The 24,962-nt window shown below is 33.3% G+C and carries 24 protein-coding genes and 1 riboswitch; of the genes, 16 read left to right on the top strand and 8 right to left on the bottom strand.

What is annotated here, in order from left to right:
• Positions 1 to 14: 14 nt before the first annotated feature.
• The 3 genes from dapA to K337_RS0111310 are packed head-to-tail and all read right to left on the bottom strand — an operon-like array spanning position 15 to position 3,164.
• Positions 15 to 896 carry a 4-hydroxy-tetrahydrodipicolinate synthase gene (dapA, locus tag K337_RS0111320; protein ID WP_028856712.1) on the bottom strand — a complete coding sequence of 294 codons (882 nt, stop codon included), beginning with the start codon at positions 894 to 896 and terminating at the stop codon, positions 15 to 17.
• Between the two features lie 41 nt (positions 897 to 937).
• Positions 938 to 1,924, bottom strand: coding sequence for an aspartate-semialdehyde dehydrogenase (locus tag K337_RS0111315; RefSeq protein ID WP_028856711.1), 987 nt, complete (start codon positions 1,922 to 1,924; stop codon positions 938 to 940).
• A 37-nt stretch (positions 1,925 to 1,961) separates the two neighbouring features.
• Positions 1,962 to 3,164, bottom strand: coding sequence for an aspartate kinase (locus K337_RS0111310; RefSeq protein WP_028856710.1), 1,203 nt, complete (start codon positions 3,162 to 3,164; stop codon positions 1,962 to 1,964).
• Between the two features lie 93 nt (positions 3,165 to 3,257).
• Positions 3,258 to 3,433: riboswitch (Lysine riboswitch) on the bottom strand.
• A 199-nt stretch (positions 3,434 to 3,632) separates the two neighbouring features.
• Here K337_RS0111310 and K337_RS0111305 point away from each other — a divergent pair.
• Positions 3,633 to 4,775, top strand: a complete 1,143-nt coding sequence (locus K337_RS0111305) for a M20 metallopeptidase family protein (RefSeq protein WP_028856709.1) — start codon at positions 3,633 to 3,635, stop codon at positions 4,773 to 4,775.
• Positions 4,776 to 4,892: 117 nt separating this feature from the next.
• On the opposite strand, the gene K337_RS0111300 is transcribed toward K337_RS0111305, so the two are convergent.
• On the bottom strand, positions 4,893 to 6,512 hold the full coding sequence (locus K337_RS0111300) for an ABC-F family ATP-binding cassette domain-containing protein (protein WP_028856708.1): 1,620 nt from the start codon (positions 6,510 to 6,512) through the stop codon (positions 4,893 to 4,895).
• 309 nt (positions 6,513 to 6,821) lie between these two features.
• Here K337_RS0111300 and K337_RS0111295 point away from each other — a divergent pair, with 309 nt between their 5' ends.
• From K337_RS0111295 to K337_RS0111280, 4 genes are all read left to right on the top strand, one after another.
• On the top strand, positions 6,822 to 7,898 hold the full coding sequence (locus K337_RS0111295; RefSeq protein WP_028856707.1) for a mannose-1-phosphate guanylyltransferase: 1,077 nt from the start codon (positions 6,822 to 6,824) through the stop codon (positions 7,896 to 7,898).
• Positions 7,899 to 8,251: 353 nt separating this feature from the next.
• Positions 8,252 to 9,061, top strand: coding sequence for an AAC(3) family N-acetyltransferase (locus tag K337_RS0111290; RefSeq protein ID WP_028856706.1), 810 nt, complete (start codon positions 8,252 to 8,254; stop codon positions 9,059 to 9,061).
• A gap of 109 nt (positions 9,062 to 9,170) precedes the next feature.
• A complete protein-coding gene (locus K337_RS0111285) occupies positions 9,171 to 10,145 on the top strand; it encodes an MBL fold metallo-hydrolase (RefSeq protein ID WP_028856705.1) in 975 nt (324 codons plus the stop codon).
• Between the two features lie 334 nt (positions 10,146 to 10,479).
• On the top strand, positions 10,480 to 11,073 hold the full coding sequence (locus tag K337_RS0111280) for a 3'-5' exonuclease (RefSeq protein WP_028856704.1): 594 nt from the start codon (positions 10,480 to 10,482) through the stop codon (positions 11,071 to 11,073).
• 89 nt (positions 11,074 to 11,162) lie between these two features.
• Here K337_RS0111280 and K337_RS0111275 read toward each other — a convergent pair whose 3' ends face one another.
• Together K337_RS0111275 and K337_RS0111270 are read right to left on the bottom strand one after the other, a co-directional pair.
• The gene (locus K337_RS0111275) at positions 11,163 to 11,768 is read right to left on the bottom strand and encodes a hypothetical protein (RefSeq protein WP_028856703.1); all 606 of its coding nucleotides are present in this window, start codon (positions 11,766 to 11,768) and stop codon (positions 11,163 to 11,165) included.
• 198 nt (positions 11,769 to 11,966) lie between these two features.
• Positions 11,967 to 12,821 carry a beta-1,6-N-acetylglucosaminyltransferase gene (locus K337_RS0111270; protein WP_037029361.1) on the bottom strand — a complete coding sequence of 285 codons (855 nt, stop codon included), beginning with the start codon at positions 12,819 to 12,821 and terminating at the stop codon, positions 11,967 to 11,969.
• Positions 12,822 to 13,041: 220 nt separating this feature from the next.
• On the opposite strand from K337_RS0111270, the gene K337_RS0111265 reads away from it, so the two are divergent.
• The 4 genes from K337_RS0111265 to K337_RS0111250 all read left to right on the top strand — a co-directional run bounded on the left by K337_RS0111265 (position 13,042) and on the right by K337_RS0111250 (position 17,007).
• Positions 13,042 to 14,427 (top strand): lipopolysaccharide biosynthesis protein, encoded by a 1,386-nt coding sequence (locus K337_RS0111265; protein ID WP_028856701.1) that lies wholly within the window; start codon positions 13,042 to 13,044, stop codon positions 14,425 to 14,427.
• Positions 14,428 to 14,516: 89 nt separating this feature from the next.
• Positions 14,517 to 15,596, top strand: a complete 1,080-nt coding sequence (locus K337_RS0111260; RefSeq protein WP_028856700.1) for a glycosyltransferase — start codon at positions 14,517 to 14,519, stop codon at positions 15,594 to 15,596.
• 12 nt (positions 15,597 to 15,608) lie between these two features.
• Positions 15,609 to 16,628, top strand: coding sequence for a glycosyltransferase family 2 protein (locus K337_RS18350; protein ID WP_051251730.1), 1,020 nt, complete (start codon positions 15,609 to 15,611; stop codon positions 16,626 to 16,628).
• A 34-nt stretch (positions 16,629 to 16,662) separates the two neighbouring features.
• Positions 16,663 to 17,007, top strand: coding sequence for a winged helix-turn-helix transcriptional regulator (locus tag K337_RS0111250; protein ID WP_037029359.1), 345 nt, complete (start codon positions 16,663 to 16,665; stop codon positions 17,005 to 17,007).
• A gap of 269 nt (positions 17,008 to 17,276) precedes the next feature.
• On the opposite strand, the gene K337_RS0111245 is transcribed toward K337_RS0111250, so the two are convergent.
• Positions 17,277 to 18,524 carry an NAD(P)-dependent oxidoreductase gene (locus K337_RS0111245; protein ID WP_028856698.1) on the bottom strand — a complete coding sequence of 416 codons (1,248 nt, stop codon included), beginning with the start codon at positions 18,522 to 18,524 and terminating at the stop codon, positions 17,277 to 17,279.
• Between the two features lie 95 nt (positions 18,525 to 18,619).
• Entirely contained in the window at positions 18,620 to 19,792 is a 1,173-nt protein-coding gene (locus K337_RS0111240; protein WP_028856697.1) for an iron-containing alcohol dehydrogenase, read from the bottom strand.
• 342 nt (positions 19,793 to 20,134) lie between these two features.
• Between K337_RS0111240 and hslO the strand changes: the two genes are divergently transcribed.
• From hslO to K337_RS0111205, 7 genes are all read left to right on the top strand, one after another.
• On the top strand, positions 20,135 to 21,013 hold the full coding sequence (gene hslO, locus K337_RS0111235) for an Hsp33 family molecular chaperone HslO (protein WP_028856696.1): 879 nt from the start codon (positions 20,135 to 20,137) through the stop codon (positions 21,011 to 21,013).
• A gap of 184 nt (positions 21,014 to 21,197) precedes the next feature.
• Positions 21,198 to 21,953, top strand: coding sequence for a TatD family hydrolase (locus K337_RS0111230; RefSeq protein WP_028856695.1), 756 nt, complete (start codon positions 21,198 to 21,200; stop codon positions 21,951 to 21,953).
• A gap of 295 nt (positions 21,954 to 22,248) precedes the next feature.
• Positions 22,249 to 23,082 carry a putative RNA methyltransferase gene (locus tag K337_RS0111225; protein WP_037029357.1) on the top strand — a complete coding sequence of 278 codons (834 nt, stop codon included), beginning with the start codon at positions 22,249 to 22,251 and terminating at the stop codon, positions 23,080 to 23,082.
• Positions 23,083 to 23,195: 113 nt separating this feature from the next.
• Positions 23,196 to 23,555 carry a holo-ACP synthase gene (acpS, locus tag K337_RS0111220; RefSeq protein ID WP_028856693.1) on the top strand — a complete coding sequence of 120 codons (360 nt, stop codon included), beginning with the start codon at positions 23,196 to 23,198 and terminating at the stop codon, positions 23,553 to 23,555.
• A 25-nt stretch (positions 23,556 to 23,580) separates the two neighbouring features.
• Positions 23,581 to 24,012, top strand: a complete 432-nt coding sequence (locus K337_RS0111215; protein WP_028856692.1) for a hypothetical protein — start codon at positions 23,581 to 23,583, stop codon at positions 24,010 to 24,012.
• Positions 24,013 to 24,039: 27 nt separating this feature from the next.
• Positions 24,040 to 24,504 (top strand): hypothetical protein, encoded by a 465-nt coding sequence (locus tag K337_RS0111210; protein ID WP_028856691.1) that lies wholly within the window; start codon positions 24,040 to 24,042, stop codon positions 24,502 to 24,504.
• Between the two features lie 14 nt (positions 24,505 to 24,518).
• Positions 24,519 to 24,962 carry an FMN-binding protein gene (locus K337_RS0111205; RefSeq protein ID WP_028856690.1) on the top strand — a complete coding sequence of 148 codons (444 nt, stop codon included), beginning with the start codon at positions 24,519 to 24,521 and terminating at the stop codon, positions 24,960 to 24,962.

Genomic DNA, 24,962 nt, shown 5'->3' with positions numbered 1-24,962 from the left:
AATGTTACCTCCTTTTAGATTAAATTTACTTTTTTCATTTCTATTTTTAAAAGTTCTTGAGCATTAGAACTAATCTCCCATAGGGGTTGTCTTAATCCTCCAACATTCATATTCATAAGGTTCATTGCAGATTTTACAGGTATTGGATTAGTTTCCAAAAATAAAGAATTAACAAATGAATTTAGAGAAAGTTGTAAATCTCTAGATCGAGCCACATCTCCCTCTAAATAAGACATAACAATATTATGAGTTTCAAGGGGCATGACGTTGGCTAATACTGATATAACTCCAACTCCTCCTAATGATAAAACAGGAACTATGATATCGTCATTACCTGAATAAATAGAAAAGTCCTTGTCACAGACTCTAGCTACTTCAGCTAAGTAGGAGATATCTCCACTGGCTTCTTTAAGTCCTACTATATTTTTATGGTTACTCAATTCAACTACTACATCAGTAGGAATATTCATTCCGGTTCTTCCTGGGACATTGTATAAAATAATAGGTATATTTACCTTGTCAGCTATAGTTGTATAGTGATTTATCAATCCTTGTCTGTTGGTTTTGTTGTAGTAAGGTGTAACGATGAGAAGACCATCGGCTCCAACTTTTTCACATTCAAGGCTTAATCTAACTCCGTGACGAGTATCGTTACTACCAGTTCCTGCTATAACAGGAACTCTAGCATTAGCCACCTCAACACTTCTTCTAACTAATTCTATATGTTCTTCATCTGGAAGGGTAGAGGCTTCACCGGTGGTTCCAGCGATTACCAAGGCATCGGTCTTGTTCTCTATATGCCATTCTATGAGCTCTTCTAATTTAGTATAATTGATACTCATATCTTCGTTAAACGGGGTGATAAGAGCTACTCCAGATCCTTTAAAAATTCCCATAAATCCTCCTATTTAAAATTGTAATAAAATATATATAAATATTATTGTTCTATCAATAATTCAGCAATTTGAACGGTATTTGTAGCAGCACCTTTTCTGATGTTATCGGCTACTATCCACAGGTTTACACCATTTTTTATACTATGATCTCTTCGAATTCTTCCTACAAATACCTCATCTGATCCACTGGCATTTATAGGCATTGGATAGATATTATTTTGTACATCATCCTGTAAGATAATTCCCTCTTTATTTTGAAGTACTTCTTTTAATTCTGCTAAACCAAATTCTTTTTCAAATTCTAAATTAACAGATACAGAATGTCCATTTTCTACAGGGACTCTTACACAGGTAGAAGTAATAGGAAGATCGGGTTTATTTAAAATTTTTCTCGTTTCGTCGATCATCTTCAACTCTTCCTTAGTATAGCCGCTCTCTGTGAACTCATCTATGTGAGGAAGGCAGTTAAAGGCTATAGGATATGGGTAATTAGAAGGGGCTTTTCCATCTATTCCATCTTTTAAATCTTTTATTCCGGCTACTCCAGATCCAGATACAGCCTGGTAGGTAGAGTAGATAACTCTTTTTATTCCATAGAGGTCATCTAATACCTTTAGAGGTACTACTACCTGGATGGTAGAACAATTAGGATTGGCAATGAGTTTATTTGTTGCTGCTGCTTCTGGGTTTACTTCAGGAACAACTAAAGGAATATTAGGATCCATCCTCCATGCACTGCTGTTATCTATAACTGTGATTCCATGAGAAACAGCTATAGGAGCCATTTCTTTACTGATACTTCCTCCGGCAGAGAATAGAGCGATATCTATTTCTTTAGTAAAAGATTCTGAGGTAAGTTCCTCAACTATATATTTTTTATTTCTAAAATTAATTTCTGTTCCACAAGATCTAGAAGAAGCTAAAAGATAAAGATTGTCTATGGGGAAATTTCTTTCTTCTAATACCTTAAGGAAGGTTCTTCCGACCATTCCGGTAGCTCCTACAATGGCGATGTTATATTTTTTCATGATCTCCTCCTAAATAAATTTTTTAATTATATGATTTTTACAGGTCAAATTCTTTAGCTAGCATCTGAATTGCTATAGTTTTGTGCTCCTTAGAAATAGTACATGAGATACTGATCTCAGAAGTAGTTATATGATAAAAAGGAATTTTATGAGCAGCCAGGGTATTAAACACTTTGGCTGCAACTCCTGAATAACTAACCATTCCGATCCCAACCAGGGAAAGCATTATTAAATCTGGTTTGATCTCTATGGAAATTTCCTGTGATTTTCCATTTAATTCATCGATAGCTTTTCTCAAAAGAGATTCTTCTCTTTTAAAACAACTGAAAGAAAGGTCTAAGGTACCGGAAGTGGTGATGTTTTGACTGATCATATCTATATTTAATTCGTATTTACCCAGAGTATTAAAAATATTTGCGACCAGGTTTTCCGAATAAGGAAGGTGCTGGATATTTACCATAAAGATATCTTCATTTAGGGTGATGCCGGTAATGGGTTTATCCTCCATAATTTCACTTTGATTTAATATCAAGGTACCATCATGATCTCTTAAACTTTCGCCTACATAGATGGGAACATTATATTTTTTCCCCAGTTCCACAGCTCTTGTTTCCATAACACCTGCTCCTAAATTTGCCATTTCCATCATCTCCTCGTAAGATATATTTTGTATTTTTTTAGCCTTTGGATATACTCTGGGATCTATACCATAAATTCCATCTACATCGGTATAGATCTCACATTGTGCTCCTAAACTGGCAGCCAGAGCTACTGCACTGGTATCCGATCCACCCCTGCCCAATGTAGTGATGTCTCCATCTTGGTTCATTCCCTGGAATCCTGCTACGATAACTATCTTCCCGGAATTTAGATGAGATCTAATTATCTTTGGATCTACACTCTTAATACGACTTTTGGTGTGGTGACCTACGGTAGTTATTCCTGCTTGGGGACCTGTAAGTGAGATAGAGTCTTTACCTAATTCGTTCAGTGCCATAGATAACAAAGCGACTGTCTGCTGTTCTCCTGTAGCCATGAGGGTATCCAATTCCCTTATATTTGGTGTTTTAGATATTTTTTTAGCCATCTCTATTAAGTTATTTGTGGTTTTACCCATGGCAGAAGCGACTACAACTATCTGCTCTCCTGCATCACTTAATTTTGAGATGTGGGAGGCAATCTTTTTAATTCTGTCTAAGTCAGCCAGTGAGCTTCCTCCGTATTTATGTACTATGATCATATCTTTCCTCCTAATAAAAAAACTCTCCAGTAGTGAGAACTACTGAAGAGCAAAATTACATCTAATCAAAAATGAGATAAAAGATAATCTATGACTTCAAATAGCACCCCATTACCTAATTATGATAATGACAGTTATATGGATCTTATCCATATCCCCAACATAGATTTTTGCGAAATCTATATTTCGGCAACTACACCTTTCAAAACAGATCTTAAAATGCCTTCTCCCTGTCTTTACTATTTGTATTTGCAACCTCTATTCTTATGATTTGAAGTAAGTATAGCATTAAACATAAAATAAAATAAAATATATATAATATATACGTTATATAATTTTGAAATATATTATTTTTTAACTTTTGTATTATATATGTTTCGTATATATAATATATATTTTTAAAAATTAAAAAAATAAGGTTTACTTTTACCTAAGATAATATGAGAAATTTCTTTTAAGGAGGCAGGGATGGAAAAAATAATAGAAAATATGAAAAAATATAGAAGAAATTTACATGAAATTCCGGAATTAGGGTATGTGGAAAAAAAGACTCAGGCTTATTTACTGGGAGAGATAAGAAAGATGGGATATGAGCCTGAAATAATTTGTGAAACAGGAATTTATATCTATCTGGATGGGGGTTCAGAGGAAACTTATGGGTTCAGGACAGATATGGATGCACTGACAATTGTAGAAGAAACAGGAGTTTCTTATACCTCTAAACACGAGGGAGTTATGCATGCCTGCGGACATGATGGTCATATGGCGACTCTGCTGGGGTTTATGGATTATTTAAAGGGGAAAAAATTGAAAAAAAATATCCTTCTAATATTTCAGCCTGCTGAAGAGGGACCGGGAGGAGCCAAGGACATCGTAAAAAGTGGAATCTTGGAAAAATATAATGTTATGGGGATCTTCGGGTTACATCTTTTTCCAAAGTTAGAAGAGGGAATAATCGGCTGCAGAGCAGGGGGATTCATGGCCAAAGCGGCAGAGATAAATATAATTATCAAAGGGAAAAGTGGTCATGGGGGCCAGCCCCAGTTGGGGATAGATTCCATCCAGGTAGCAGGGAAGATGTTCGAAGGGTTTAATCTTATTACCTCAAAATTTGTAGCTCCTTTTGATCCTAGTATAATTGCCATAGGTAAGATAGAGGGAGGAACTATAAGAAATATCATTCCGGAAGTTACCCGGATGGAGGGAACTATAAGGACTTTTTCTACAGAGACCTTTAATTTTATTGTAGATAAAATAAGGGGTATAGCCCGTGGAATGGAGCTCAGTTATGGAGTTGAAATAGAGATAGAGTTGGCTGAAGGATATCCTCCTGTTATAAATGATAAGAAATACTACGATGTTTTAGAAGATGTTGTCAGAGGAGATGAAAAACTGGGATTTGAGGAGATAGATCCTGAGATGTTAGCTGAGGATTTTGGGTTTTATCAGGAAGTAACAAGGGGACTTTTTTTCTTTGTAGGAACTAAAAATAAAGAACTTGGATATACTGCATCACTGCATAATTCCAAATTTAATTTTGATGAGAAAGTATTGGGAAATGGACTTAGGGTATATACAGGTATCTGCCGTAAATTAGGAGTATTTGAATAAAAAACAACGGGACACAATATCCAAAAAATTATAAAATTATAATTTTATTGGGGAATAAAAAAAGCTGAGGCCAGCCTCAGCTTTTTTATTTTATCTAGATGGAACGTCACGTTCCTTTTAGTTATACATCTCTGCAAGTCTAGCTTCTACACCTTCGTCTTTGATATATTCATCGAAGTCCATTAATTTATCGACAACTCCATTAGGAGTTATTTCAATAATTCTATTGGCTACAGTTTGAATAAACTCATGGTCATGAGCTGCAAATATGATAGTTCCGTTAAATTTAATTAACGCTTTATTTAATGATGTAATAGATTCAAGATCTAAATGGTCTGTAGGGTTATCGAATAAGTAAACGTTAGCTCCTGTCATCATTGTTTTAGATAACATACATCTTACTTTTTCTCCTCCAGAAAGAACACTAGGTTTCTTTTGAGAATCTTCTCCAGCAAATAACATTCTTCCTAAGAATCCTCTGATGAAACTTTCGTGAGGATCAGATGAATATGGTCTTAACCAGTCAATAAGGTCAGTTCCACTGTTAGCTGTGAAGTACTCAGAGTTATCTCTAGGCATATAACCTAAAGAAGTTGTTACTCCCCAAGTGATACTACCTGAATCAGGTTCTATCTCTCCAGCCATTATCTTGATAAGAGTTGTTTTAACTATATCATTTTTAGCTAAAAGTACTACTTTATCTCCAGTATTGATAGTGAATGAGATATTATCTAATACCTTTACTCCATCGATAGTTTTAGTTAAGTTTTCAACTTTTAACATGTTGTTTCCAGCATCTCTTTCAGCTTTGAATTCGATGAATGGATATTTTCTATTTGAAACTTGCATATCTTCAAATTTTAAGTTATCTAACATCTTTTTTCTTGCTGTTGCTTGATTTGACTTTGAAGCATTGGCACTGAATCTAGCGATGAAGGTTTGTAATTCTTCTCTTTTTTGCTCTAATTTTTTATTTTTATTTCTCATTAATTCTAATACAACTTGACTTGATTCGTACCAGAAATCATAGTTTCCTACGAACATCTTAACTTTACCAAAATCGATATCAGCAATATGAGTACATACTTTATTTAAGAAATGTCTATCATGTGATACAACGATAACAGTTGCGTTAAAGTTTGCTAAAAAGTTCTCTAACCAGTTGATAGCATGGATATCCAAACCATTTGTAGGTTCGTCTAATAAAAGAACATCTGGATCACCAAATAATGCTTGTGCTAAAAGGATTTTAACTCTCTCAGGCTCTGTAAGTTCGTTCATAACTTTATAGTGAATTGAAGGATCTACTCCTAATCCAGTAAGTAATTTTTCTGCATTAGTTTCAGCAGACCAACCGTCTAATTCTTCGATTCTATCAGTTAATTCTCCAGCTTTTGCATAATCTTCATCTGTTGCATCAGGTTTTGCATAAAGCTCTTCCTGTTCTTTTTTTATAGCGAATAATTCTTTATGACCCATCATTACTACATTTAAAACTACTTCATCTGCGTGAGCGAAATGGTCTTGTTGTAGGAAAGATAATCTTTCTCTAGGTCCTAAGATAACTTCACCTTCAGTGGCGTCGATTTCACCAGCCAAGATTTTTAAGAATGTAGATTTTCCAGCACCGTTAGCTCCGATAAGTCCGTAACAGTTACCAGGTGTAAATTTAATATTTACATCTTCAAATAATTTTTTTCCAGGGAACATAAGCCCTATACTACTAGTTGATATCATTTATTAACCTCCAAATTTTTATAAGTCTAATAGATAATTATGATTGTATATCTATATCCAATTATAAAAAATAATTTTTTTATTCGTAACATTATATCATATTTTTCAAGTATTTAGTATATACTATTAGTAGTAAGTATTGAAGCTCTACCAAGATAAAAAATAGGGATGAAAAAATAAAATGAATAGGAAAAATAAACTCAAAATAAGATCTGTAGATGAAAGGGAAATATTAAAAACTTATCTTCTCAATGGAAAAATCTAAGATTAAAAATGAGAATTAAATCGATAAAATAGGAGTGGTGGTGTATGTTAGCAGCATTTATAATGGCAGGAGGATCTGGGGAAAGATTTTGGCCCCTATCAACGAAGGAAAGACCCAAGCAATTGTTGAAATTAATAGATGAAGAAAGAAGTTTAATCAGGATGACAGTAGACCGTATACTGCCCATCATATCAGCAGATAAGATATTTATAGGTACCAATGCTATCCAGGCAGAGGCCATAAGAAAGGAGCTTCCTGACCTACCCTATGAAAATATAATTGTGGAACCGGCATTCAAGGATACTGCTGCTGCCATTGGATATGGAGCAGTTAAGATAAAGGAAAAATTAAAGGATGAAAACATTACCATGGTGGTGTTGGCTTCGGATCATATCATAAAAAATGAGGATAACTTCAGAAAGAGAATAGTAGGAGCCAGTGAGATAGCGATGGAAACTAATTCCATCATTACATTAGGGATAAAGCCTAATAAACCTGAAACAGGATATGGATATATAGAGGTAAAGGAAGCCTATATAGGGGAACCAAGTAGGGTAATAAGATTTTGGGAAAAACCAAATTTAGAGAGAGCAGAGGAGTATGTAGAAGCCGGGAACTACCTATGGAATAGTGGGATGTTTGTCATAGGACTCGATATGATCATGGGATCTTTTGAAAAATATATGCCGAAACATTTTAAAATTTTTAATAAGATCACTGCATTAAAAGATAAAAAAATAGATGCAGAAGCTGAAATAGAGGAACTTAAAACTTTATTTGAGAAATTTGAAAAGATCTCCATCGATTTCGGAATAATGGAAAAAGCTCAAAATATCCAGGTTATACCTGTAGATTTTGGTTGGAATGATGTGGGGAGTTACCCTGCACTAGATGAGGTATTGGAACACAATGAAAACGGGACTGTAAACAGAGCTAATGAACTCATTGAGATCGGAAGTAAGAACAATATAATTATAGGAACGAAAAAAATAGTAGCTACAATTGGGTTAGAAGATTTGGTGGTAGTAGAAACCGATGATGCCCTCTTAGTGTGTAAAAAAGAGAGAGCTCAGGATATAAAAAAGGTATTGAAGGAGATAGCAGAGAGAGAGAAGAAGTAGGCCTCTTCCCTCTTATGACCTTTTTTAAAGATCTTAATATATATCAAAGTTTTAAATTGATATTATAAAAATTATGTAAATGGAATATGAAAAAAAGTTTATAAAAATATTCGACGACTTACTAAAAAATATTGCTTCGATTCGATTTTTTATAATCTTTTAGATTATGAAATAATAATTTTTATATAATCTTGAACTTTGGTTACTTTTTTTCACATCTTAATTTTTTCTAGTTATAGAAATAAATTAAGTACTCGTGAATCGAGAAAGTAACAGAAAGAGTTATTTAAAATTAGTGTGAGTACATCGTGTAAAAAAGAAAGTTGACTAAATTAAAAAAAAGGAGACAGAGAATGAGTGAAAAAAATATAATAGATAAAACCAAGATGCCTGTTACAAAAAAATCTTTATTAGAAGATTTAAAAGGTTTAGGAATAGAAAAAGGTGATACATTATTAGTTCACTCTTCTCTCTCTAGTTTAGGATGGGTATGTGGTGGAGCACAAAGTGTAATAATGGCTCTCATAGATGCTGTAAGAGAAGAGGGAACATTAGTCATGCCAACTCACAGTGGAGATTGGAGTGATCCTATTGAATGGGGGAATCCACCTGTTCCTGAAGAATGGCATCAAATAATCTATGATAATATGCCGGCTTATGATCCTGGTATTACTCCTACAAGGGGGATGGGAGGAATACCGGAATTATTTAGAACTTTTCCTAATGTTATACGTTCAAGTCATCCCCAAGTATCATTTTGTGCTAGTGGGAAATTAAAGGAGAAAATTATAGAAAATCATCCATTGACTCCTCAATTTGGAATGGAATCACCATTAGGTACTTTATATAATTTAGAAAAAACGAAGGTTTTATTGATAGGAGTCGGTTATGATTCTTGTACTAGCTTTCATTTGGGAGAGACTCTCGTTGGAGATAAGGTACCAAAGAAAAAAAATGGAACAGCAATGATGGTAGAAAATAAAAGATCTTGGGAATGGTTTGATGATTATGAATATAATGCAGATGATTTTGCAGAACTCGGGAAAGAGTTTGAAGGTAAATATAAAATAACAAAAGAACTTGTAGGTAACGCAGAGAGTAGATTGTTTTCTTTAAGGGAAGCGGTGGATTTTTCTAAGGAGTGGCTGTTAAAGAACAGGTAAGGATTCTATTTTTCACTGGGTTCATTATTAGACCTCTTCTTTTTTATAGTTTTATCACAAATTATCACTAATAGTACGAATTTTATTGTTGAACTTACAGGAGGAAAAAATGGTAGAAGAAATTTATCAAAATATTTGGAAGATAGAGATACCTCTTCCTAAAAGTCCTTTAAAATTTTTAAATGCTTATGTTATTACAGGAGATGAAAGAAATCTTCTTATAGATACTGGGTTTAACCGCCAGGAATGCAGAAATGCTCTCTCTCAAGGGTTGGAGGAAATAGGGATCTCTATGGATAAAACTGATATCTTTATCACCCACCTTCACAGTGATCACTCTGGTTTAGTATCAGATTTTATAAAGAAAGGAAGAAGAGTTTACTGCAGTAAAAAAGACGCTTTGGATATAAATATTCTTCGGGATTTTAACAGCTGGAAAAATAAATTTACAGGTGCTGAAAAGTTAGGATTCCCAGAAAATTTAGATGAATATTTTGACAGACATCCCGGATTTAAATTTAATAATACTTATGATGTAGAGTTTACTTACGTAGAAGACGAAGAGATAATTCAAATAGGAGAATATGCACTCCAATGTGTATCTACTCCAGGACATACCCAGGGAATAATGTGTCTCTATGAAAAAAAACATAGGTTACTATTTTCCGGGGATCACATCTTAGAGAGGATAACTCCTAATATATCGGTATGGTCTATGGAAAATAATGCTCTTGGCGACTATATGAACAGCTTGGAAAAAATAAAAAAATTAAATGTAGATAAGGTTTTTCCCTCTCATAGAAAACTCTTTGATCATTGTCATAGAAGAATCGATGAATTGATGGATCATCACCATGAAAGACTTATAGAGGTAGAAGAAATTCTGTCTAAAAAAAGTTTACAATCACCCTATGAGGTCGCTTCTCAAATGAAATGGGATATTAAATTTACAAACTGGGATGACCTTCCCCATGTTCAAAGGTGGTTTGCTACTGGAGAAGCTATGGCTCACTTAGTTTATCTGTATAATCAGAAAAAGATATCGCTTTCTGACAATAAATATTATGAATTTTCTAATTGTTAATTTTTACTAGAATTAAAGGAGTGGAAATAAATTACTGAGCATTTAAAAAATAATGTAAATGGAATATGAAAAATCTCTTCTAAAAATATTCTGCGACTTTCCCGAAGATGTAGCAAACGATTAGATTTTTTAGTAGAGATTTGATTATGAAATATTTATTTTTTATAAGCTCTTGAACTTTGGTTACTTTTTTTCAAGAGAAAGTAACAGGAAGACTTATTTAAAATTAGTGTGAGTACATCGTGTAAAAAAAGAAAGAGAAAACTATGTTAAAAAAATTTATAAATAAAAGTATAAAAATGAAAGTTGATCAAATTGAAAAAGGAGAAAAAATATGAAAATACTATGGTACGATACGGAAACAACTGGATTAACAGAAAATAGTGCGATGTTTCAAATATCTGGAGTAATAGAGGTAGACGGCGAATTAAAGGAGGAGTTTGATATCTTTTGTCATCCCCATGAGGGAGCAGATATATCGGAGCAGGCCTTGGAAGTGACAGGGATGAGTCGTGAAGAATTAGACGGTTTTCAATCTCCTAAAAAAGCCTATGAGGAGTTAGTAGAAATTTTTTCAAAATATATAGATAAATTCGACAGAGAGGATAAATTTATCATTGCAGGGCAGAATGTAAAATTTGATATAGATGTACTGAATAGATTTTTTAAGAGAAACAATGATAATTATCTGGGAAGTTTTCTCAACTATAAACAGGTATTTGATACCCTCAGTGTATACACGGCATTGGAGATAGCAGATGTAGTACCTAAGTTAGAGAATCATAAACTGGAAACTATATGTAAAATTATGGGAGTAGAACTGAGTAATGCTCATAATAGTTTGGCTGACATAAAAGCCACTAAAGAAGTAGGAGATAAGCTACTGCAGGGACTTAGAAGGATAAAAAAACAGAAGATCAAACTTTAAAAATAGGAGTGATCATAGATGTATAAAAAAATCTATCCCTCAAGAAGGGATAGATAAAAAATGATTTATTTAATTGTGATTTAGATGGCCTAAGGCAGAGATATTAATTTTTCATAATCGATTGCACCTGCGTAATCTTTTAATTCTTTCTTTGTGATTTCTTGTCCTTCGACTAATACCAAAAATCTATTGGCAGCAATGATCTCAATTTTACCACTTTTGGTATCTGGGGTGAATTTAACAATAGCTTTTTGACGGTTAATCCTTTCAAGTCTGCCACCATTAGATGTAGTGAACATAGGGTTGGTAAACACCGTTGACATACTCTGAATGAGCTGAGAATCGGTGATAATCTGGACAGTGATGGAGCTGGATTTTTTATTGTATTGACGTTTAGTAGTGATAGCACCACCAAATAAAGATGCATTCATTGGTTGAGAATTTGTATTTGGAGTAGTCCAGCCACTTAAAGGTTTTGGAAGGAAAGGTTCTATTTTGCCTGCCACCTCTTGCTGAATTAGTTGCGAGGCATAGTTGAGACTTTCCACAGAATTTTTATATTCGCCGTCGTTATAATATTTAGATGCATCCTTCATAGACTCCTCAATATCGTTGGCATATGCAGGGACAGAAAATATCATTAATATGATGAATAACCCATTCATCTTTAGATTTTTAAAATTTAAATTAAACATACAGACCTCCTTTTTTTAAGATTAAATTGATTGATAACAACAGTTCTAGTATAACTATATTAGCAAAGCGACATTAATCGAATAAAAATAAATATTCATTATTAGTATATAAAGAATGATATAAAAATCCTTTTTTAATTAATAATAAATTTTATATCAATAAAAAAAAGTATAGAAAATATATAGAAAAAGATGAATTTAAATAAATTCATCTTTTATAATTTTATTAATGATATCCGAATCTATATCGATATCAAATTTTCTTGCAAAAAGTTTAGTAGAATTTTTTAATTTTGAATAATCATCCATGGTTAAAATTTTAGGATTGGGGTTTCCCTCTGACCAGTCTATATATACTGTATTTTCTCCTACAACCTTTTCTTTAAAGGGGGAGTTCATAAGTAATGTCTGAATAAAATGTTCATCGGAGCAGGTGGTAGACTTGAATCCTTCTATTAATTTATTGTCTACGCTGTTTAAGATATGTTCTACAGCGCGATTTGTTATGGTGAACCAAGAGGAACCCATATAGATATCCAGATTTTTAAAAAAAGATTTTTTTATATTTAATAAATTTTGCAATTTTATAGAGACACTGTTTAGTTTATTCAAAGGAAAGTTACGGATAGATTTACTCTCACTCCATGGGCTGTATCTTAGGAGTCTCCAGCTATAGTTTTTATAGTCAGGGGCGATATGGATAAATTCACGGTGGACATCTTGCGATAAAAACCTTATAATCTCTGAATGAGATTTGATAGGGAGGTCCTGTCCGCTTAGAAGAGTAACGTAGTCATAATTTTTATCTCTGACAGCTTCGAGTAAATTTAATGTGGCTTTTACCTGGGAAAAACCAGACCAGTTGACAGAAACTCTATCTGAAATAATAAAAATATTGTTTTGAGTTAAATAATGATCTTTTAATTGTTTATATAAATAATTATTTTTTAAGTCAATATGAAGATATACATCTGAATTTTTTGATAGAATATCTATTAAAAGACTTAGTTGTTTGAAGCCCTTATGGGCCTGGATAATGTATGCTAATTTCATAATAAAATCTCCTGAGGGTAAATTAGATAAATGTTAGTATAGTATATTATACTAATATTTTTTTTAAAATCAAAACTTTAAATAATGAGTTTTATCTGAGGTCTATACATTTAAAATAAAGAGAAAATTTGGTTCTTAATTAGAATTTTTATCATCGAGAAATATTGAGTAAATAATAAATTTTGGCATCATTGAGTGCTTTTTAAAAGGAGATAAATTTATGATAAAGAAATTTTTTACATTTGCAGCAGGAAATTGGCTGGGAATACTTTTCGGCATAATGACCACCCCTATCCTTACAAGGATACTGACACCAGAGGAATTCGGACAGGCGGCTATGTATTTACTGGTAATAAATACCATAGGTCCCATGCTGTTATTGGGGACTGTGGACACCTATAGTCGTTTTTTTTATGAGGAGACTGCGGAGCTTCGTGGGAACCTCCTCCATAACGCAATAAAATATCCATTGATCTTAACAGGAATAGTAGGAATAATCGGGTTGTTTTCCTATAGATGGATAGGGGAATTTTTATTCAAAGATCCTGATTTTTCTGTGGTTTTGGTTTTGGTACTTGCTCTATTTTTTCATCATCTCCAGTTGTTTACCGACTATGTATTGAGATTAAATGAATCTTATAAACTGTATTCAGTTTTTACTTTCTCCCGGAAGTTTTTTGAGTTTGTATTAGTGATTGTTCTATATTATCTTATGGGAAAAACCTATAAAATAGTTATATATTCTGGATTTTTATCTATAGTCCTTACAGTTTTACTGGGGATTGGGTTAAATTTGAAATCGTGGAAAAAAGGCCGTGGAACTCCGAGACACAGTCAGGCAGAAATTATGAAATATTCATTTCCGCTTCTTTTAAATAAAATGGTAATCTGGCTATTCTTTTCCTTTGATCAGATAGCTATAAAATTATGGAGTGACTATGGAGAGTTAGGAGTATATAGTGCGGCATTGAAATTAATGGCTATTCTGACGATACTTCAGGGGACCATCTCGTCCTTTATAGTACCGAGACAGTTAAAAAGATATGAAGAAAACCCAGAGGACCGATCGTATTTTACTAAAACCTCAATGGTAATAACAGGGGTAATGTTCGGCATAGCTGTATCCACTATGATATTCAGGGATTTGGCTCATATAGTACTGGGAGATAGTTATAGAAAAGCTATCTATGTGATACCTATATTGACTATGGCACCAGTATTAAACTGTATGTCTGAAGTCCTTTCTCAAGGAATAAATTTTGCTAAAAAACCTAAGTGGCACTTTATAGCAGGATTAGTTGCAAGTCTAGTAAATATAGGATTAAACTTTATCCTGGTTCCGAGGTACGGGGCTAAAGGAGCTGCCATAGCCACTGCCATAGCATGGATTGGTTTCTTTATAGTAAAGCTCAAGGTTTCTATGAAATATTATTATTATGAATATGACAGAAATAAGATCATTCTAGGTCTGGGATTTTTGTTGGTAATGGGGATCTACCTGGCGTTCAATGATGGGAATATAAAGAGTTATACAGCATTATTTGTGAGTCTGGGGATATTAGGAGTATATTACGGGAAAAAGGTTTTGGCTTTTAGGAAAAGTTAACTCTTCTTTATTTATAGCTTTAGAAAGGTCACGAATTACATGAATTAGTGTGAATAAAAACAGATATAAGGATTTAAAAGGGAGACGTTATGAAAAAGAAAAAGATCTTATTTTATTATTCCATATTTTTAAATGGAGGAATAGAGAGAGTTTTTGTAAATATATTAAATAACTTAGATTTAAAAAAGTATGAAGTGGTACTCTTGAATACCAACAACAGATCTACATTTCATCTGAAAGATGAGATTAGGAGGATAAATTTAGATAAAGAAAGAGCCCGGGAGGGTGTATTGGAATCGATACAGGTAATGAGGAGAGAGGATCCTGACATTATTATAGCCGGAGGATGTATAAATAATTTGACTATCCTATTGGCTAAAAAAATATTCAGGATGAAAGCTAAAGTCATATTTTCCCTCCACGCTATAGATAGAACTACAGTCAGAAAAAAAATAATTAAATGGTTTTATCCCATGGCAGATAAGGTTGTCGGAATAAATCGTGGAAGTATAGACTTGACTATGAAGATATCTGGGGTAAAATTAAGAGAGGATAAAATCGAGATTATAAATAATCCTGTAGTGGATGAAAATATGATAAAGATGTCAAAGGAAGAGGTGTCCCACAAGTGGCTGGATGGAAATCATAAAGTTTTTACCACGATAGGGAGGTTATCATGGGAGAAAACACAGGATGTTATGATACGTGCCTTGAATGAAATAAAAGACAAAAGTGTAAAGCTGTTGATAATAGGGGAGGGACCTGAGGAAGAAAAACATCGTGAACTGGTTAAAAATTTAAAATTAGAAGATCGTGTGGATTTTATAGGACATCAAATAAATCCATTTAAATATATATCTAGGTGTGACGGTTTCTTATTGTCTTCAAAAACTGAAGGATTTGGGATGGTATTGGTAGAGGCTATGGCCTGTAAGATCCCTGTGATATCAACAAGGTCTATGGCTAAACCTGAGGATGTAATCTTAGATGGAAAGACAGGATTACTGTGCGATGTAGGAGATCATAGAGAGATGGCCAGATTGATGAAACTCCTCCTAGACAATAAAGAGTTAAAGTCCGAGTTAATAAAGGGATCACATGAGACTGTAGAAAAATTTAGTGTAAAGGAGTCAGTGAAAAAATACGAAGGATTATTTGATGGGTTATAAAAGGGGGAGATTATGATGATGGTAACAGTATTAATGCCTGTATATAATGCAAGTGAATTTTTAAGGGAAACAATGGACAGTATTTTAGATCAAACTTATGAGGAGTTTGAGTTTTTGATAATAAATGACGGGTCTACAGATTCAAGTGTAAACATAATTGAATCCTATAAGGATGAAAGGATAAGGTTAGTTCATAATACAGAGAATATAGGACTAATAAAAACATTGAATAAAGGAATAGAAACAGCTAGTGGAAAATATATTGTCCGAATGGATGCTGATGATATAGCGGAAAAAAACAGGATAGAAACACAAGTAAACTTTATGGAAAATAATTCTGATGTTGCAGTAGCCGGATCCAATGGGGTGATGTTTTTATCCAATAAACCTATGATAAAAAAACCAACAGATTTTCCTACAAGATACAGTGAGATCAGATGTAAACTTCTCTTTGAAAGTCCAGTAATGCATCCAGCTGTAATAATTAGAAAGAGTGTGTTATTAGAAAATAATTATAGATACAGGGATGAATACAAGGCCACAGAAGATTATGGATTGTGGATGGAGATAGCCAAAGATCATAAGATTGTAAACATATCTCAAAAATTATTGAGATACAGAATAGTGTCCAGCAGTATAACCAACCAGGCACTGAAAAGAATGAATGACAGGATAAGGGTAATGAAAAAAATATATATTCTAGGACTGGATTATTTGGGAGTTGAATACAGTGAAGATGAGCTAGACATCCATGCAGAGATAGCCCTCTCTTCTACTTTAAAACACTTTCAATACACGAAAAGAAGTATTGAAAAATGGCTCAATAAATTAATAGATGCAAACAACTCTGTTGGAAGATTTAAGTCAGAAATTTTTAACAGAGAGATAGCGGAACAGTATTTTAGAGTCTGTGTATACAATGGAGCCTATGTAGATTATAAAAATAGTAAATTTGCCAACTATAATCCTAAGAGTTTCTTTACGTATATGAAGTTAAAGAGTGCTGTCAGGATAAAACAAATGGTAAGATAAAAAAATAAAGGTTAAAATTTAAAGGAGTTATAATATGCCAGAAGACAGACTGAATAAGATAAGTTGTAGTAACTATAAGTGTGAAATTGAGTTAACCCTTGAAATAATAAGTGGCAAATGGAAAGCACTGATTTTATGGAATTTGGGAAACTACGGGACCATAAGGTTCAATGAGTTTAAAAGACGTATTCCGGGGATAACTCAAAAGATGCTGACACAGCAGCTGAGAGATCTTGAAAATAATAAGTTAGTGAGCAGAAAGGTATACCCACAAGTTCCTCCCATGGTGGAATACTCATTGACAGAGTTAGGTGAAAGACTTATGCCAATCTTAGAAGAGATGGATAAGTGGGGGAAAGACTATATCGATTTAAGATAAAAAACAGATATCGGAGAAAAGAGATCGATGAATAGAACTTTTATTTATCGGATGAATTTTTTAAAAATTAAATTTAAACTTTTTTCTTCTTTTCTGCGACTAACTAGTATAAGCAAATGAAAATAATAATTTTTTCATTTCTTTCTTTCCTTAAATAAAATATAAAATGAAAGACCTCCTGACTGTACGACTATTACAGTTAGGAGGTCTTTTCTTTTTTGGATTATGCACACTATGAAAAAATTAAATAGAAGTGAACACTGTTAGTTCTATTTTTTTAAATTTAAAATATATTCTTCAATTGCTGCAGCTACTTTTTTAGTACTGACAACAGCTTCGACTACAGTCCTTGCTCCTGTAACTATATCTCCAGAAGCAAATATCCCATTCTTTGTAGTGTGTCCTGCTGCATCAATTAAAACAAGACCTGATTTATTTGTTTCGATATTTTCCTGAGTGTTTGAGACAATATTGTTTGCAGGGTTTTGACTTACAGCTATGATTATAGAGTCATATTGAAGGAAGGTTTGAGAATCATCAATATTTCTTAATTTTTCATTGTTATCTATATCTACGACAAGTTTTGTCTGGGTAACAATGATACCTTCATCGACTATTTCTTTGGGAGTTGTGTATAAACTGAATTGAACACCATCTTCTTCAGCTTCTCTAATCTCTGTCTTAGTTGCTTTCATATCTTTAATGCCTTTTCTATAAAGAACAGTTACTTTGTCAGCTCCTAATCTTTTGGCAGTTCTAGCCGCGTCCATGGCAACATTTCCAGCACCGATTACAGCTACTTTTTCCCCTAAATCAAATGATTCTGGAGATTTCAAATAATTAATAGCATAATGAACATGTCCAAAAGTTTCTCCTTTTATCCTTAGAGGTTTTGGATTCCAAACTCCTGTCCCAATAAAAACAGCACTATACCCATCCTCTAATAATTTTTCAACATTATTTACGGGACCGATAAGATCGTTATACCTTATCTTGACTCCTAATTCTACTAGTCTTTTCTCTATGGTATCTAATATATCTTTGGGTAACCTAAATTCAGGGATTCCATACCTCAAAACTCCCCCTAATTTGGAGTGCTTTTCAAATATGGTAACTTTATAACCTTTTTTTGCAAGGATAAAAGCTAGGGTAACTCCTGAAGGTCCAGATCCTATTACAGCTATTCTGTCATCTAGTTTAGTTTCTTGAGAAAATACATTTTCATTCAGGTATTTTGTAGAAATTTCTTTCTCTATGGAAGGAAAATCAACAGGTTCTCCTTTTATTCCTAGGATGCAGTTACCCATACAATTATCCTCGTGGGGACATACCATGGAACATATGAGGGAAAGCGGGTTATTTTCAAAAAGTATCTCTCCTGCTTTATCTAAGTCACCATTACGATATAGTTCTATTATTTGTGGGATAGCTGTGGATATAGGGCATCCACCGCTGCATCTTGCATTTTTACAAGTTAAACACCTGTCAGCTTCCCTGGTTGTTTTGTTATTTTTCATTTTGTTCCTCCTGAAAGTGTAGATCCTTAAAAAGTTTTATAAATTGAACAAAGAAAAAAGGCTAACTGAACAGTCAGCCTTTTCTATAAAAAATTTTAGAATGTTACTTTTTCACCGTAATAAACAGCTTTGAATAAGTTTTTCATCTCTTCTACAGATATCTCTCTTGGGTTTGTACCTGTACATGGATCCGCTACTGATGTTCTAGCGATCTCATCTAAGTTTGCTAAGAAGAACTCCTCTTCTATTCCAAATTCTTTTAATGAATGAGGCATATTCATTTGTTCTCTTAATTCTTTAACTAAGTTTACCAATGATTCTACTAATTCAGTTTCATTATTCCCTGCTAATCCTATTGTTTTAGCTGCATGGGCATATTGTGCTTTTCCAACTTTATCTTTTGCATTGAATTCAATAGCATAAGAAAGATAGATTGCATTAGCTAATCCATGGGCAATATTTAAAACTTTACCAGTTTTATGAGCCATTGAATGAACTATACCAAGGATAGCGTTTGAGAATGCCATTCCTGCTAAGTTTTGTGCAATATGCATATCTTTTCTAGACTGATCTTCTCCATTGTAAGAGTTGATTAAAGTATCTGCAATCATCTCAATAGATTTCATTGCAAGTGCATCTGTAAATGGGTTTCTTGCTTTTGAAACATAAGCTTCTAGTGCATGAGTTAATGCATCCATTCCTGTGTTAGCAACTAATCCCTTAGGCATTGTCTGTACTAAGTTAGTATCTACAATAGCCACATCTGGAGTGATGTTGTAGTCTGCGATTGGATATTTGATATTAGTTTCATTGTCTGTGATTACAGCAAATGATGTAACTTCTGTAGCTGTACCACTTGTTGTAGGAACTGCTATAAACTTAGCTTTGTTTCTTAATTCCGGTAAGTTAAATGGTTTTGCAGCTTCTTCAAATGTGAATGTCGGGTGCTCATAGAAGATCCACATAGCTTTTGCAGCATCTATCGGGGAACCTCCACCTATTCCTATAATTACATCTGGCTGAAATTTGTTCATAGCTTCTACACCTTTCATAACAGTAGCTACTGAAGGGTCATTTTCTACACCTACGAATAATTCACTCTCTATTCCAGCTGCTTTTAAATATTCAACAGCAGCAGGTACTGTCCCGTCATTAACTAATCTTTGTGATCCTATAACGATAAAGGCCTTAGTTCCTTTAATTGTGTTTAAGTGTGATAATGCGTCCTCTCCGAAATATAGGTCTCTTGGTATTGTAAATCTTTGCATGTTTGTTTCCTCCTGAAATTATTTAATATTTTTTACATGTGACTAGTATATATTAAAATTTTTAGAAAAAAAAGAAGGCACTTTTTGGTGGTGTAGTTACCAAAAGGTAGGAATTGGAAGATTAAAAGGCTTTGAGACAGACAAAAAAATTATTTATTTTTTAGGGGCATAACAGATCGTATAAAATATTAGGTCAAAAGATTTGTCAGATTGAAAAAAAGTGTATTATCTGATATAATTACCTTTAGAAAATTATAAAATAAAATAGAAAAATAAAGGATAAAAAATCATCTATGAAGAACAAAGTTTGATTTAATAGTGATTTAATAAAAGGAGATAAATATGGGGAAATTATTAAGAGGTTCAAGTAAAAATGCAAGATTTTTTATAGTTGATACAAAGGATATAGTGCAGGAAGCATTGGATATCCACAAATGCAGTCCTACAGCAATAAAGGCTTTTGGAAGATTTTTGACAGGAGCAGTTATGATGGGTGCGACTCTAAAGGGAGATGACTTATTAACTATAAGAACAAATACAGATGGTTTATTAAAACAGATGTTAGCTACTACTGATGCCAATGGAAATGTAAAGGGGTATTTGAGTGATCCAGAAGTTGACTTAGAGTTAAAAGAAGGAGAAGTTCCTAAAGTCGGAGACTTAGTAGGAAGAGGAGCATTAACTGTGATAAAAGATATGGGGTTGAAAGAGCCATATGTAGGGGTATCACAAATAACTAGTGGTGAGATCGGAGAAGATATCGCTTATTATTACTATACATCGGAACAAACACCATCTGTAGTAGTATTAGGAGTATCATTAGGTCCTGACATGAGGGTAAAAAATGCTGGTGGATATATGATTCAACTGTTACCAGATGCCAGCGATAACTTCATCACAAAGTTAGAAGCTAAGATAAAAGCTATGAGACCAATGACTGAATTATTAGCAGGTGGTATGAGCTTAAAGAGGATAGCAAAATTAATCTACGACGATATGGATTCACAGGATGAATTAGCACTGATTGAAGATTATAGTATCTATGAAGAAAATAAGGTCTCTTATAGATGTAATTGTAATAAAGATAAGTTTTACAAGGGATTAATTACTATAAAAAGAGAAGAATTAGAGGAAATATTCACAGAAAAACCTGAATTAGAGGTAGAGTGTCATTTCTGTAGAAAAAAATATTCATTCGTAAAAGAAGAATTATTAGGATAGAATTTAAGACTACTAAATTTAGTAGTCTTTTCTTTATATGATATAATAAATTAAAGTAAAAATAAAAGAATTTTGATATAAATATATATAATTAACTCGGTTTATTTTATATATTTAGAGGTGAATTTTTAATGATTAAAGAAATTAATCTGTATTCAAAAAAGCTTATAATTTGGAGGTAAATATGAAATTAGTAGATACACACTGTCATATAGACAGCGATAGATATGATGAGGATAGGGATAATATTTTAAAGGATATAGAAGAGAACTTAGAATTTGCGGTGAATATCGGCTACGATCTAGATTCTTCTAAAAGGTCGATAGATTTGGCAGACAAATACGATTTTATGTATGCTGTGGTGGGAGTTCACCCTACAGATATAAATGGATATAATGATGAATTAGAAGGGCAACTAGAGAAGTTAGCTGATCACCCCAAGGTGGTAGCAATAGGTGAGATAGGACTGGACTATCACTGGATGAAGGATGAAAAAGAGGATCAGAAAGCTGTATTTAGAAAACAGCTAGAGATGGCTAAAAGAGTAAATAAACCGGTAGTTATCCATACGAGAGAAGCTACCCATGATACTTTGGAAATTTTAAAGGAATATCCTGAAATAAAAGGGATAGTTCATTGCTATCCAGGTTCTTATGAGAGTGCAGTAGAACTTATGGATAATTATTATTTTGGAGTAGGAGGAGTGATTACCTTTAAAAATGCCAAAAAACTTGTAGAAGCAGTATCAAAGATACCTTTAGACAGGCTGCTAGTGGAAACAGATTCTCCATATCTGACTCCTACACCATTCAGAGGAAAGAGAAATCATCCTATGTATGTGGAACATATAGCCAAAAAGATAGCTGAGATAAAGGAAGTATCCTATGAAGAAGTAGTGAGAGTGACTACGGAAAATGCCAAGAAAATTTATGGGATCTAGACCTTCTATCTATACCTTATTTGCCCTAATGGGTACCCTTGCATGGCGACGATTATTAGAAATCTATTATAGACAAAAAGTGATTTTTAAATGTCGTTAGGAGAAGGGATGAGGTCTGATTCAAAAAGAAGTAGGAAAGGTTTAAGAATTTAACAAAATAGTTAAGAGGTAGATGCGAAGCATCTACCTCTTATATAAAAATAGGTGAGGTCTCACGATTATTAAAATGAATTCTAGTTTATAAAATTTATTTTAAATGTGAGAAGAAACCATTAAAGGAAGAGGTGCAATAGATATGAGTATATTAAAGTGTCCTGTATGTCAGGATGAATTAAATAGAATTGGGAAAAGTTATAAATGTAAAAATAATCATACCTTTGATATGGGAAAGCAGGGGTATGTGAATCTTCATATGTCTAACGAGAAGAGGAGTAAAAACCCTGGGGATGATAAGGAGATGATAGTCTCCAGAAAAAACTTTTTGGAGAAGGGATATTATAAAAAAATATCAGTAACTTTGAATGAAAGGATAAAAAAGGAGATAGGTAATAAAAGTGGTATAAATATCTTAGACATAGGTTGCGGGGAGGGATATTATACTAATCTTTTGAGAGACAGCCTAGATGAGGAAAATATTGATTCTCACATTGTAGGAATAGATATATCCAAAGAAGGAATTATCCATGCTGCAAGAGCCTATAAGGGGATTGAATGGATCGTGGCAAGTGGATCAAAACTTCCCATTGCAAGTGAATCATTGGATTATGTGATCTGTATGTTTAGTTATATAGATCCTGTAGAATATAAAAGAGTGTTAAAAAAAGGCGGGAAATTAATAACTGTCAGTACGGGAGAATACCATTTGGTAGAAATTAAAGAAGTAGTATATGACACGCTGAAGATGGAATATTATAGACCTACCCAGGATATTGTAGATGGATATAGTCATGAAGAGTTGATAAATGTAAGATATGAAACTGAATTAGAAGAAGGAAAAGATATAAAAAGTTTATTTGATATGACTCCCTATAGGTGGAAAAGTCCTAAGGATGGAGTGGAAAGACTATTAAATTTATCGGAATTAAAGATAACGGTAGATGTAAATATAGATGTTTTTGAAAAAAACTAAAATTTATTTTTTAATCAAAAAAGTTAAGAGATAGATTACTAAGTAATCTATCTCTTATATAATATGTTGGTTTTCCCTAAAGGGAAAACCATAAAGGGAAAGGGTGGATTGCCATGATTATAGGATTAGGAACGGATATAGTAGAAATTTCCAGGATAAAAAAAGCTATTGAAAGGACTTCTACTTTTTTAGAGAAGGTATATACGAAAAAAGAGATAGAATATATTTCACAGAAAAAAAATCCATATCCCAGTTATGCAGGCAGATTTGCAGCCAAGGAAGCTATCTCAAAGGCCTTTGGAACTGGTGTCAGGGAATTCGGACTGCTGGATATAGAGGTTTTAAATGATGATTTGGGAAAACCTGTAGTTTATCTATCGGATAAACTGGTCAAAAAATATAAAGGGAAATTAAATTTAAGCATCTCCCATTCTAAGGAATATGCAACGGCAACTGCTATTTTGGAAGGATAGTTAGAGAAAACTATAAGGGGGAAAATTGAAAGTTATAATTGTATATTTCATTTTAATAACGGCTGTATTTGCCACTAAATTGACAGATGGGAATTATTCGGTTGTAGAAAATGTGGTAAGGGGAAAAAAGTGGAGAACCAAGGTGGATTTGAGGGTAAAAAATAATCAAATTGACTGGGTAAATGTAGATATGGTAACTAAAGACGGGAAGTTAATTAGTCAAGATGAAAAAGATTTGAAGGTAGTTTTAAAAGATACAGGGGGAATAGATCCATATGCAGAACTCCAAAAAGAGTATATGAAAAAACTAAAAGAAGCTGGAAATTATAAGATGTCCAGGGTAGACACCATAGCAGGAGCCACAGTCGTGTGTAATAAGTTTAATAAAATGACTGTGTTTTTAATAAAAAAATCTGAACAAGGGAAAATAGGTAAGTTTGAAGGTTGGTTTCATTAAGAGTAAATTATAAAATAGGAGGAAGCTATGAAGAAAATAATTTTATATCTAATTATGGCAACGAGTATTTTAGGAGCACAATTGATGGATGGACATTATGTAGCACAGGAAGCCAAATATTATGCAGATGGATATGCGGCAATTACCAGTATTAGGGTAAAAAATGGTGAGATAGTAGAAGTAGTGGCAGACCTGGTAGACAGAAAGGGAAACTTTGTCAGTGAGGATAAAAAGTATAATGAGGAGATGCTGGCTGTAACTGGAACCGATATGAAAGAGTTTTCAATGAGAGTCCCTGAAAAATTTATGAATTCATTGAAAGAAAGAGATGCCGTGGCAGGAGCATCTATGGAAAATGTTGATTTTCAGATGCCATATATAGATACTCTGGCAGGAGCTACAAGTTCCAGCAAAAAATTTAAAAAGATGATGAAATTTTTGGTGAAAAAGGCAGAGTCTGGAGATACAGGAAAACATAAAATTAAATTATAAAAATAGGGGGTACTATGAAGAAAATAATTTTATATCTAATTATGGCAACAAGTATTTTAGGAGCACAATTGATGGACGGGGAGTATTTTGTACAGCAGGATGAATATCCCCATGGATGGGCCTCAACTGCAGGTATTAGGGTAGAAGACGGAAAGATAGTGGAAGTTACAACTGATAAGGTTAATAAAGCAGGGAAATTAGTCAGCCAAGATGTAAAATATAATGAGAAGATGAGGGCCAAATCAGGAACTGATCCCAAGGAATATTCGGTAGTACTGACTGAAAATTTTATGGAAGGTTTGGAAAAAAAATCTATAGGAAAAGATGATTTTCAAATGCCGGAGATCGATATTGTAGCAGGGGCTACAAGTTCGAGTAAGAAATTTAAAAAAATGATGGAATTTTTAGTGGAGAAGGCAGAGTCTGGAAAGACTGGAGATCATAGGATGAAACTATAG

The sequence above is a fragment of the Psychrilyobacter atlanticus DSM 19335 genome, assembly GCF_000426625.1.
In the GTDB taxonomy this organism is placed as follows: domain Bacteria; phylum Fusobacteriota; class Fusobacteriia; order Fusobacteriales; family Fusobacteriaceae; genus Psychrilyobacter; species Psychrilyobacter atlanticus.
The sequence above is the reverse complement of the archived record's forward strand: the minus strand, read 5'-3'. Positions and strand labels throughout refer to the sequence as shown.

Bases quoted from the DNA above. Each gene is read 5' to 3' on its own strand.
- dapA (WP_028856712.1), bottom strand. From the start codon at position 896: ATGGGAATTTTTAAAGGATCTGGAGTAGCTCTTATCACCCCGTTTAAC.
- K337_RS0111315 (WP_028856711.1), bottom strand. From the start codon at position 1,924: ATGAAAAAATATAACATCGCCATTGTAGGAGCTACCGGAATGGTCGGA.
- K337_RS0111310 (WP_028856710.1), bottom strand. From the start codon at position 3,164: ATGATCATAGTACATAAATACGGAGGAAGCTCACTGGCTGACTTAGAC.
- K337_RS0111305 (WP_028856709.1), top strand. From the start codon at position 3,633: ATGGAAAAAATAATAGAAAATATGAAAAAATATAGAAGAAATTTACAT.
- K337_RS0111300 (WP_028856708.1), bottom strand. From the start codon at position 6,512: ATGATATCAACTAGTAGTATAGGGCTTATGTTCCCTGGAAAAAAATTA.
- K337_RS0111295 (WP_028856707.1), top strand. From the start codon at position 6,822: ATGTTAGCAGCATTTATAATGGCAGGAGGATCTGGGGAAAGATTTTGG.
- K337_RS0111290 (WP_028856706.1), top strand. From the start codon at position 8,252: ATGAGTGAAAAAAATATAATAGATAAAACCAAGATGCCTGTTACAAAA.
- K337_RS0111285 (WP_028856705.1), top strand. From the start codon at position 9,171: ATGGTAGAAGAAATTTATCAAAATATTTGGAAGATAGAGATACCTCTT.
- K337_RS0111280 (WP_028856704.1), top strand. From the start codon at position 10,480: ATGAAAATACTATGGTACGATACGGAAACAACTGGATTAACAGAAAAT.
- K337_RS0111275 (WP_028856703.1), bottom strand. From the start codon at position 11,768: ATGTTTAATTTAAATTTTAAAAATCTAAAGATGAATGGGTTATTCATC.
- K337_RS0111270 (WP_037029361.1), bottom strand. From the start codon at position 12,821: ATGAAATTAGCATACATTATCCAGGCCCATAAGGGCTTCAAACAACTA.
- K337_RS0111265 (WP_028856701.1), top strand. From the start codon at position 13,042: ATGATAAAGAAATTTTTTACATTTGCAGCAGGAAATTGGCTGGGAATA.
- K337_RS0111260 (WP_028856700.1), top strand. From the start codon at position 14,517: ATGAAAAAGAAAAAGATCTTATTTTATTATTCCATATTTTTAAATGGA.
- K337_RS18350 (WP_051251730.1), top strand. From the start codon at position 15,609: ATGATGATGGTAACAGTATTAATGCCTGTATATAATGCAAGTGAATTT.
- K337_RS0111250 (WP_037029359.1), top strand. From the start codon at position 16,663: ATGCCAGAAGACAGACTGAATAAGATAAGTTGTAGTAACTATAAGTGT.
- K337_RS0111245 (WP_028856698.1), bottom strand. From the start codon at position 18,524: ATGAAAAATAACAAAACAACCAGGGAAGCTGACAGGTGTTTAACTTGT.
- K337_RS0111240 (WP_028856697.1), bottom strand. From the start codon at position 19,792: ATGCAAAGATTTACAATACCAAGAGACCTATATTTCGGAGAGGACGCA.
- hslO (WP_028856696.1), top strand. From the start codon at position 20,135: ATGGGGAAATTATTAAGAGGTTCAAGTAAAAATGCAAGATTTTTTATA.
- K337_RS0111230 (WP_028856695.1), top strand. From the start codon at position 21,198: ATGAAATTAGTAGATACACACTGTCATATAGACAGCGATAGATATGAT.
- K337_RS0111225 (WP_037029357.1), top strand. From the start codon at position 22,249: ATGAGTATATTAAAGTGTCCTGTATGTCAGGATGAATTAAATAGAATT.
- acpS (WP_028856693.1), top strand. From the start codon at position 23,196: ATGATTATAGGATTAGGAACGGATATAGTAGAAATTTCCAGGATAAAA.
- K337_RS0111210 (WP_028856691.1), top strand. From the start codon at position 24,040: ATGAAGAAAATAATTTTATATCTAATTATGGCAACGAGTATTTTAGGA.
- K337_RS0111205 (WP_028856690.1), top strand. From the start codon at position 24,519: ATGAAGAAAATAATTTTATATCTAATTATGGCAACAAGTATTTTAGGA.